The 9,299-nt window shown below is 40.5% G+C and carries 8 protein-coding genes; all 8 read left to right on the top strand.

The window, feature by feature from the left end; genetic code table 11:
- Positions 1-36: 36 nt before the first annotated feature.
- From DWA30_RS04490 to bshA, 8 genes are read left to right on the top strand one after another with little or no spacing between them, the layout of a single operon-like run.
- A complete protein-coding gene (locus DWA30_RS04490; protein WP_114491347.1) occupies positions 37-1,131 on the top strand; it encodes an N-acetylmuramoyl-L-alanine amidase family protein in 1,095 nt (364 codons plus the stop codon).
- A gap of 53 nt (positions 1,132-1,184) precedes the next feature.
- Positions 1,185-2,135, top strand: a complete 951-nt coding sequence (locus DWA30_RS04485) for an MlaD family protein (RefSeq protein WP_114491346.1) — start codon at positions 1,185-1,187, stop codon at positions 2,133-2,135.
- Complete coding sequence (locus DWA30_RS04480; protein WP_114491345.1) at positions 2,135-3,457, top strand: 4Fe-4S dicluster domain-containing protein; 1,323 nt, start codon at positions 2,135-2,137, stop codon at positions 3,455-3,457. The genes DWA30_RS04485 and DWA30_RS04480 overlap by 1 nt, the downstream gene beginning before the upstream one ends.
- Positions 3,457-3,891, top strand: coding sequence for an LNS2 domain-containing protein (locus tag DWA30_RS04475; RefSeq protein WP_114491344.1), 435 nt, complete (start codon positions 3,457-3,459; stop codon positions 3,889-3,891). Before DWA30_RS04480 ends, DWA30_RS04475 begins: the two co-directional genes overlap by 1 nt.
- Positions 3,892-3,893: 2 nt before the next feature.
- Positions 3,894-4,685 (top strand): (Fe-S)-binding protein, encoded by a 792-nt coding sequence (locus DWA30_RS04470; RefSeq protein ID WP_114491343.1) that lies wholly within the window; start codon positions 3,894-3,896, stop codon positions 4,683-4,685.
- A gap of 2 nt (positions 4,686-4,687) precedes the next feature.
- Positions 4,688-5,173, top strand: coding sequence for an ABC transporter ATPase (locus DWA30_RS04465; RefSeq protein ID WP_114491342.1), 486 nt, complete (start codon positions 4,688-4,690; stop codon positions 5,171-5,173).
- A 19-nt stretch (positions 5,174-5,192) separates the two neighbouring features.
- Positions 5,193-8,147 (top strand): serine hydrolase domain-containing protein, encoded by a 2,955-nt coding sequence (locus tag DWA30_RS04460; protein ID WP_114491341.1) that lies wholly within the window; start codon positions 5,193-5,195, stop codon positions 8,145-8,147.
- Positions 8,144-9,274: an N-acetyl-alpha-D-glucosaminyl L-malate synthase BshA gene (gene bshA, locus DWA30_RS04455; protein WP_114491340.1), complete on the top strand. Its 1,131-nt coding sequence runs from the start codon at positions 8,144-8,146 to the stop codon at positions 9,272-9,274. The genes DWA30_RS04460 and bshA overlap by 4 nt, the downstream gene beginning before the upstream one ends.
- Positions 9,275-9,299: the final 25 nt, after the last annotated feature.

Below are 9,299 nucleotides of genomic sequence, written 5' to 3'. Positions count from 1 at the left end.
TATACATCTATTAACACGTAACTTTTATACTTTTTCATTCTTGCCATTGGCATCTTCGCATTATCCTCTTTTTCCTTTAATTCGGCACCCCCTTCAAAACCATTTGTGGTTGTCTTAGATGCAGGTCACGGTGGTAAGGATACCGGAAATACCGGAAACGGTTATAAAGAAGACGAGATATCATTAAGTATCGTACTAAAAATTGGTGCTGAACTAGAAAAACATCCCGATATAAAAGTAATTTATACTCGTACCAAAGATGTATTCCTCGAACTTCACGAACGTGCTGCTATTGCCAATAAGGCAGATGCCGACTTATTCGTTTCTGTTCACTGCAATGCCCATAGCAGCCAAGCATATGGAACCGAAACTTTTGTATTAGGATTGCATAAGAGCCAGGCGAATTTCGAGATCGCAAAAAAGGAGAATGAGGTAATTTTCCTGGAAGAAAACTACGAAGAAACCTATGCCGGATTTGATCCTAATTCTCCCGCATCCCTTATTGGTCTTACCTTGTTGCAAGAAGAGTACTTAGACCAAAGCATCATGCTGGCAGGATTGATACAGAATAACTTCACTAACACCCTAAAACGCAAGGATCGAAGTGTGAAACAAGCCGGCTTTTGGGTACTGCACAATACCTATATGCCTAGCGTTTTAATTGAAACCGGTTTCTTAACCAACAAACAAGAAGGGAAATATCTCAATTCTGCAAAAGGTCAGACAGAAATGGCACAAGAAATTGCGAAAGCAATAATTTCATACAAGAACAATTTATCCTTAGCGACCACTAAATCGCAAAACCCAGTGATTGAAGAAAAAGAAATGGACCAGGCCATAGAGACTACCGACGAAAAGATATATAAGGATGTAGTGTTCAAGGTGCAATTAGCTGCTAGCAGCAAACGTCTAGACACTAAACCTAGCAACTTTAAAGGGCTTAAAGATGTCTCTCGCAATAAAGAAGATGGGCTTTATAAGTATTATTATGGTGAAACATCCGATTATAATAAGATCCAGCTCATGAAAACCTTTGCGCAAGAAAAAGGATTTACGTCCTGCTACATTGTCGCCTTTAAAAAAGGTGAGAAACGGAAACTTTCCGAAGTACTAAAATCGGAAGATAAATAGCCCGTTTTTTCTATATTTATTTCTAAATTTGTTAGAAATATAAAATACACCCATTGAGACTCTCAAGAGAAGTTAAAACAGGAATACTTGCCATTGGTGCCATCTTACTTTTCGTATTTGGCTACAGTTACCTCAAAGGCACCAACCTACTCGAAAAAAACCGGACGTTCTATGTAAAATACGACAACGTGGAAGGCCTTGCTAAATCGGCTCCGGTCACAATTAACGGTTTAAAAGTAGGAAAGGTGGCAAATATCGACTTTGAAAATCAATCGGGTGGACTGGTAGTTGAATTCACGGTAGAAAAGGATTTCGATTTTTCTCAAAATAGTTTAGTTCGTATTTATAGCAGTGGTATCATTGGTGGAAAGTCACTTGGTATTTACCCCGAATACAACCCGAACAATATTGCCGAAAGTGGAGATACCCTTAGAGGGGAGATCGAAGACGGGATGTTAAGCGCTGTTACAAAAGCATTGGGTCCGCTCGAAAAAAAGGTCAACAACACCTTGTCAACCGTAGACACCTTACTACTGGCCTTTACCGATATTGTAGATGCACCCACGCGTGACAATCTGAAGAACGCGATCAACAATTTAAATACCACTCTAAATTCGCTAAGCGGCGTTTCGAATAAATTGAATAGGGTGCTTGGTGAAAACTCAGATAAACTGGATAGGACTTTTACCAACCTAGATGTTACCACCGAAAATTTTGCAAAATTCTCAGATTCGTTGGCGCAAATAGAAACAGGTCAAATGATCGCAGATCTAGAAGCATTTACTTCAAAATTGAATACAGTTATTACGCGCGTAGATAATGGCGAAGGGAGCGTAGGCAAGCTATTAAAGGATGAAGAACTATACGAAAATCTAACCGGTGCTTCACAACAATTGGAACAATTGTTACAAGACCTTAAATTAAATCCGAAGCGTTATGTGCATTTCTCGCTCTTCGGAAAGAAAAACAAAGAATACGACCCACCAGAAGACCCAAATAAATAATGCAGTATTTACCAAATATTTTATTTCTCATCGCATTAGTTGTCGGTATCGGCTACTTTACGATCAATATCCGAAAGGTAATTCGAAACATTAAACTCGGAAAAAAGACCGATACGTCAGGAAATACTAGCGAACGTTGGGGAAATGTAGCTCGAATCGCACTTGGCCAATCTAAAATGGTGGTACGACCGGTTTCCGGACTTCTACATATCATCGTGTATGTTGGATTTATAGTGATCAACATAGAAGTGCTCGAAATAATTATCGACGGCCTTTTTGGCACACATCGCGTTTTGTCTGTGATTGGCCCTGCCTATGATTACTTGATTGCCATTTTCGAAATTTTGGCACTGTTGGTCTTTATTGGTGTGATTTTCTTTTGGACACGTAGAAATATTCAAAAAATTAGAAGGTTTTGGGCGCGTGAGATAACAAGCTGGCCAAAGAACGATGCCAACTACATTTTGTACTTCGAAATGGTCTTAATGATCCTTTTCATTACCATGAATGCAGCCGACCTTCAACTGCAACAAATGGGTGCAGCTCATTATACCGAGGCCGGAATGTTCCCGGTGAGTCAGTATGTCGCTCCTTTGTTCGAAGGCCTTTCCGAAGGATCCCTCATCATTATTGAACGCACCGCTTGGTGGCTTCATATTCTGGGAATTCTCGTCTTTTTGAATTATTTGTACTTTTCGAAACACCTGCATATTATTTTGGCCTTTCCTAATGTTTACTTCGGAAAGGTGGTACCTCAAGGTAAATTTAAAAACCTCGAAGCGGTTACCAATGAAGTAAAACTTATGATGGACCCAAATGCAGATCCGTTCGCTGCGCCACCTGAAGGAGCCGAAACTCCGGCAAAATTTGGAGCTAGTGACGTGATGGACCTTAGCCAAGTGCAATTGTTAAACGCTTATACATGTACCGAATGTGGGCGATGTACCAGCGAATGTCCGGCCAATCAAACCGGTAAAAAATTATCTCCTCGTAAGATCATGATGGACACGAGAGATCGTTTAGAAGAGGTTGGAAAGAATATTTCTGAAAATGGCGAATTCAAACCGGATGGAAAACAATTATTGGACGATTATATTCTGCGAGAAGAACTATGGGCATGCACTACGTGTAACGCATGTGTAGAAGCTTGCCCGGTAAGCATAGATCCTTTGTCAATTATAATGGATATGCGCCAATACCTCGTTATGGAGCAATCTGCAGCACCCACCGAATTGAATGTAGCCATGACCAATATAGAGAATAACGGTGCTCCATGGCCGTACAATCAGATGGACCGATTAAACTGGAAAAACGAAGCCTAATGAAGCAAGAAGAAGTAGAAAAGATGCTACATGAAAAGGTCGAGGAGGGAGAACATGTAAGTCCTGTACTTCCTAAAGGGATAAAAAATTACCTCATAGATATAGACGGTACAATTACCGAAGACGTCCCTAACGAAGAACCGGAACGCATGGCAACCTGTGAACCATTTCCCGATGCGTTAAAGACATTGAACAAATGGTACGACCAAGGCCATATGATTTGTTTCTTTACTTCGAGAACCGAAGACCATAGAAGTGTTACCGAGACTTGGTTGAAAGAACATGGTTTTAAATACCATTCGCTGCTAATGGGAAAACCACGAGGAGGCAACTACCATTGGGTAGACAATCATTTGGTGAAAGCCACACGTTATAAAGGGAAGTTCACCGATCTAGTCGACAAGAAAGTGACCATTCAAGTATTTGAAGATTAAGTATGAGCGAAACGATTAAAGTACCAACAATGGCCGAGTATATGGCGCAAGGTAAACAGCCGGAAGTACTGTTCTGGGTGGGTTGTGCCGGAAGTTTTGACGATCGAGCCAAAAAGATCACGAAAGCATTTGTAAAACTATTGCACAATGCAAAGGTAGATTTTGCAGTTTTAGGAACTGAAGAAAGTTGTACCGGTGACCCTGCAAAACGCGCCGGGAATGAATTCTTGTTTCAAATGCAGGCCATTCCAAACATTGAGGTCCTAAATGGCTATGAAGTAAAAAAGATCGTAACAGCGTGTCCTCACTGTTTCAACACGATTAAGAATGAATATCCGGAACTAGGTGGAAATTATGAGGTTGTTCACCACACGCAGTTCTTAAAAGACCTTTTAAACGAAGGCCGCCTAAAAGTGGAAGGTGGTAAGTTCAAAGGCAAAAAGATCACTTTTCACGATCCCTGCTATTTGGGGCGTGCGAACGGCGAGTACGAAGCACCAAGAGACCTACTGCGTAAGCTTGAAGTAGAGTTGGTGGAAATGCGACGTTGCAAATCACGCGGACTCTGTTGTGGGGCCGGTGGAGCGCAAATGTTCAAAGAACCAGAACCGGGTAAAAAAGATGTCAATATCGAAAGAACAGAGGAAGCCATCGAGTTAAAACCTGATGTAATTGCTGCCGGTTGTCCGTTTTGTAATACCATGCTTACCGATGGTGTAAAAGGAAAAGAAAAAGAAGACTCGATCGAAGTGATGGATGTTGCTGAAATGATCGCTAATGCTGAAGAACTGTAATTATGGTAACCGATTTTAATTCCTTACCCGATGATGCCCGTATCTGGATCTATCAAGCGAATCGTAAACTTTCCGAAGAAGAAGTAGAGAAAATTAGTACTAAAACCAACGATTTTTTAGAAAAATGGACCGCACATGGCGCCAATCTAGAAGCCGGTTTCGAAATAAAACATGACCGATTTATCGTTATTGGACTCAATCAAACAAATGCTTCTGCCTCCGGTTGCAGTATCGACGCTTCTGTACACTTTATCCAACAATTAGAAAAAGAGTTCGACGTCGATCTCATGGATAAAATGAACGTGACATTTTACAACGGGAAATACATTGCCCATAAGTCCTTGTCAGATTTTAGAAAAATGGCAAAGGCGCGTTCTGTATCGCCCAATACAGTGGTTTTTAACAACTTGGTAAATACAAAAGCTGAATATTTAGACAACTGGGAAGTACCCGCAAAAGAAAGTTGGCACAGTCGATTTTTAGCATAGTTTTTGTATCTTTCCTAGTATGAAAAAATTGCTATTAGCCTCACTTTTTACATTCATTACGTTACATTGTTTTTCTCAACAAATCAACCCATTAATAGATATTGGTGATTTTGAAAATCAGCAGAAATGGGTCGATAGTATCTACGGAAACATGTCGCTTCAAGAGAAGATTGGTCAATTGTTCATGGTCGATGTTTTCTCTAGTGATCCCAAATCGAAAACCGATAAGGTTAAAGACCTCATTGAAAACCAATATATTGGTGGTGTTATTTTCTCAAAAGGAGGCCCTCAGCAACAAGCAAAATTAAACAACGAATACCAAGCCCTTTCTAATATTCCGCTAATGATAGGCATGGATGCAGAGTGGGGACTTGCCATGCGACTTGATTCTACCTATGCATATCCTTGGAATATGACCCTGGGCGCAATTACCGATAATTCGGTAGTACAACGAGTTGGGAAGCGCATTGGGGAACATTCTAAGCGATTGGGAGTTCATATTAATTTTGCTCCGGTGGTCGATATTAATACCAATCCTAAGAATCCCATCATTGGGAATCGGTCTTTTGGCGAAGACAAGGAGAATGTAACCGAAAAATCACTAGCATTTATGAAAGGAATGCAAGAGGCGGGGATTTTAGCAAATGCAAAGCATTTTCCCGGACATGGCGATACCGACACCGATTCGCATAAAACACTCCCTACTATTTCTTTTTCTAAAGAACGCATAGACAGTATAGAGCTATATCCGTATAGACGATTAATTAGAGAAGGACTTAGTAGCGTAATGGTCGCACATCTAAATGTACCTTCCTTAGAAGAACGTTATAATTATCCTTCTTCTATTTCTGAAACCATAGTGACCGATCTGTTGAAAGGAGAACTGGGTTTTAACGGACTCATTTTTACAGATGCCTTGAACATGAAAGGAGCAGCTAATTTTAAGGAACCGGGAGAGATCGACCTTGCTGCATTTTTAGCAGGAAATGATGTGCTTTTAATTTCTGAAGACATTCCGAAGGCACATTCACTATTGGTCAATGCATTTAGAGAAGGAATTATTTCCGAAGAGCGTTTGGCCCATTCGGTAAAAAAGATCCTTTATGCTAAATATAAAGTGGGGCTTCATGACTACAATCCTGTTGATACGGCCTACTTGGTCGAAGAATTGAATTCTGTGGTGGATGATGTTCTCTACGAAGAAGCTATGGAGAAGGCGCTTACAGTTTTAAAGAACGATCGTGCCACTTTACCTATTAAAGACTTACAAGATAAAAAAATAGCCTATGTGAACTTTGGTGACGATAGTGGTGAGGCTTTTCTGGATCAGCTTCAGAAGTATGCTGCAGTCGATTGGGTTAAAGCCAATAGTTTAGATGACTATGTCCAAAAGCTAAAGAACTATAATTACGTTATCATCGGATTTCATAAATCGAATGATAATCCGTGGAAATCCTATGAATTTTCAGAAAAAGAACTAGTGTGGATCTACGAGATCGCTCGTACGAATACCGTAATTCTAGATGTCTTTGCAAGGCCCTATGCGCTTCTAGACCTTAAATCATCTGCTAATTTTGAAGGAATAATATTATCCTATCAAAACAGTAAGGTATCGCAACAGTTGTCTGCTCAACTTATCTTTGGTGCACGAGAGGCCAGTGGTAAACTGCCTGTATCTCTAGGTGAAGATTTTCCACTGAACACACACCTGCAAACCAAATCATTGCGAAGACTACAGTATGGTACTCCCGAAAGCGTTGGAGTGAATAGTTATAAGCTTAAAAAGATCGACTCACTGGCGCGTGTTGGCCTATGGGGACAAATGGCTCCCGGAATGCAAATATTAGTCGCACGAAAAGGCAAAGTGATCTACGATAAAAATTTTGGATACCATACACAGCAACGAAAAAATGCGGTAAAAAGCAACGATATATACGATGTGGCCTCCCTCACCAAGATCCTGGCTACCTTACCAATGGTCATGCAGTTGGTAGACGATGGTGTTATCAATATGGATACTACATTATCAGAAATGCTTCCTGAATATAAAAATACCGATAAGGCGAATATTACCTTAAAGGAAGTATTATCCCATTATGCGCGTCTAAAAGCATGGATTCCTTTTTACATTAGAACCTTAGATTCTATAACCAAGCAACCCGACAAGAAATATTATTCGAATACGGCGAGTGACCAATTTAATGTAAAGGTCGCAGACGATCTTTTTATGCGTAGAGATTATACCGATTCTATTTTTGAGAACATCCGAACCAGTGAATTGCGTAGCAGACCCGGCTATAAGTACAGTGATCTACCTTACTATTTGATGAAAAAATATTTGGAAGAATTTTATGGGACGTCCTTAGAAAAACTGGTACAGCGTAATTTATACGAGTCCTTAGGCGCAAATTATACGACCTATCTGCCACTGAACAAATTCTCTAAGGCAGATATTGTTCCAACCGAAGAAGACAATTATTTCCGAATGCAGAAAGTACACGGTTATGTACACGATCAAGGTGCGGCCATGTTGGGTGGTGTGAGTGGGCATGCTGGTTTGTTTAGCAATGCGAACGATGTCGCTAAGATCATGCAAATGTATCTTTGGAATGGATTCTACGGAGGTAAACGCTATTTTTCTCCCGAAACGATAGAGAAATTCAACACTTGCTATTATTGTGAAGAAGACGTACGACGCGGCGTTGGCTTCGACAAACCACAACTAGGGGACGTTGGACCCACCTGTGGTTGCGTTTCTATGAGCAGTTTTGGGCATAGCGGATTTACCGGTACTTTTACTTGGGCCGATCCTGCCGAAGATGTGGTATACGTTTTTTTATCAAATCGGACCTACCCGGATGCTGGCAATAGAAAATTAATAGGCAGCAACTTGCGCAGTAATATTCAACAAGTGATTTATGAGGCGATCGATTACCAAAATACGCCGTCTAATTTAACAGCAGAAAACGAATGAAAATAGCTATTGTTTGTTACCCGACCTTTGGCGGAAGTGGAGTAGTGGCCACCGAATTAGGCTTGGCCCTTGCCGAAAGAGGCCATGAGATCCATTTTATAACGTACAAACAACCGGTACGACTCGAACTAATTTCTAGGAACATTCATTTTCACGAAGTTTCGGTTCCAGAGTACCCTCTGTTTCATTTTCAACCCTATGAGCTAGCGCTTTCCAGCAAATTAGTAGATATGGTCAAATTATATGAGATCAATCTGTTACATGTGCATTATGCCATCCCGCACGCTTACGCCGGCTATATGGCGAAGCAAATGCTTCAGTCGGAAGGCATTAACATTCCAATGGTAACGACCTTACATGGAACCGATATCACACTGGTAGGAAACCATCCGTTCTATAAACCGGCTGTGACCTTCAGTATTAATAATAGCGACGTCGTCACTTCGGTGTCTCAAAGTCTTAAAGAAGACACCTTACGACTCTTCGATATTAAGAACGATATTGAGGTGGTCCCTAACTTTATAGATCTTTCGAATGTTAGTAATTCATTTACCGATTGTCAACGCGATCTAATGGCCAACGAAGATGAACGCATTATCACGCATATTAGTAATTTACGTCCTGTTAAACGTCTTATGGACGTTATTGAGATCTTTGATAGGATACAACAAGAATTCCCAGCCAAATTATTAGTGGTTGGTGAAGGACCCGATCGTGAAAAGGCAGAAAATTTATGTAGAAGTAAAGGCATTCAGAAAAAAGTTGTCTTCCTCGGGAACAGTAATGAAATCGATAAGATCTTGTGTTTTAGTGATCTATTCTTATTACCTTCGGAAAAAGAAAGTTTTGGATTGGCAGCTTTAGAAGCCATGTCTAATGGCGTACCTGTAATTTCAAGCAATACAGGAGGTTTGCCCGAAGTGAACAAGGAAGGTATTAGTGGTTATTTAAGCGATGTCGGTGATGTCGAACAAATGGCACGACATGCCATTTCCATTCTTAAGGACGATGCCACACTTGCCACTTTTAAAAAGCAGGCAAAAGAAGTTGCTAAAACCTTCGATATTAAGAACATAATTCCAATATATGAAGATGTATATCAAAAAGCACTTACGTACGCAACCTAAAAGTTTTCACCTAATTTGTGTTATC

The sequence above is a fragment of the Candidatus Ulvibacter alkanivorans genome, from assembly GCF_003333325.1.
In the GTDB taxonomy this organism is placed as follows: domain Bacteria; phylum Bacteroidota; class Bacteroidia; order Flavobacteriales; family Flavobacteriaceae; genus Ulvibacter_A; species Ulvibacter_A alkanivorans.
This window is presented reverse-complemented; position numbering and strand designations above follow the sequence as displayed.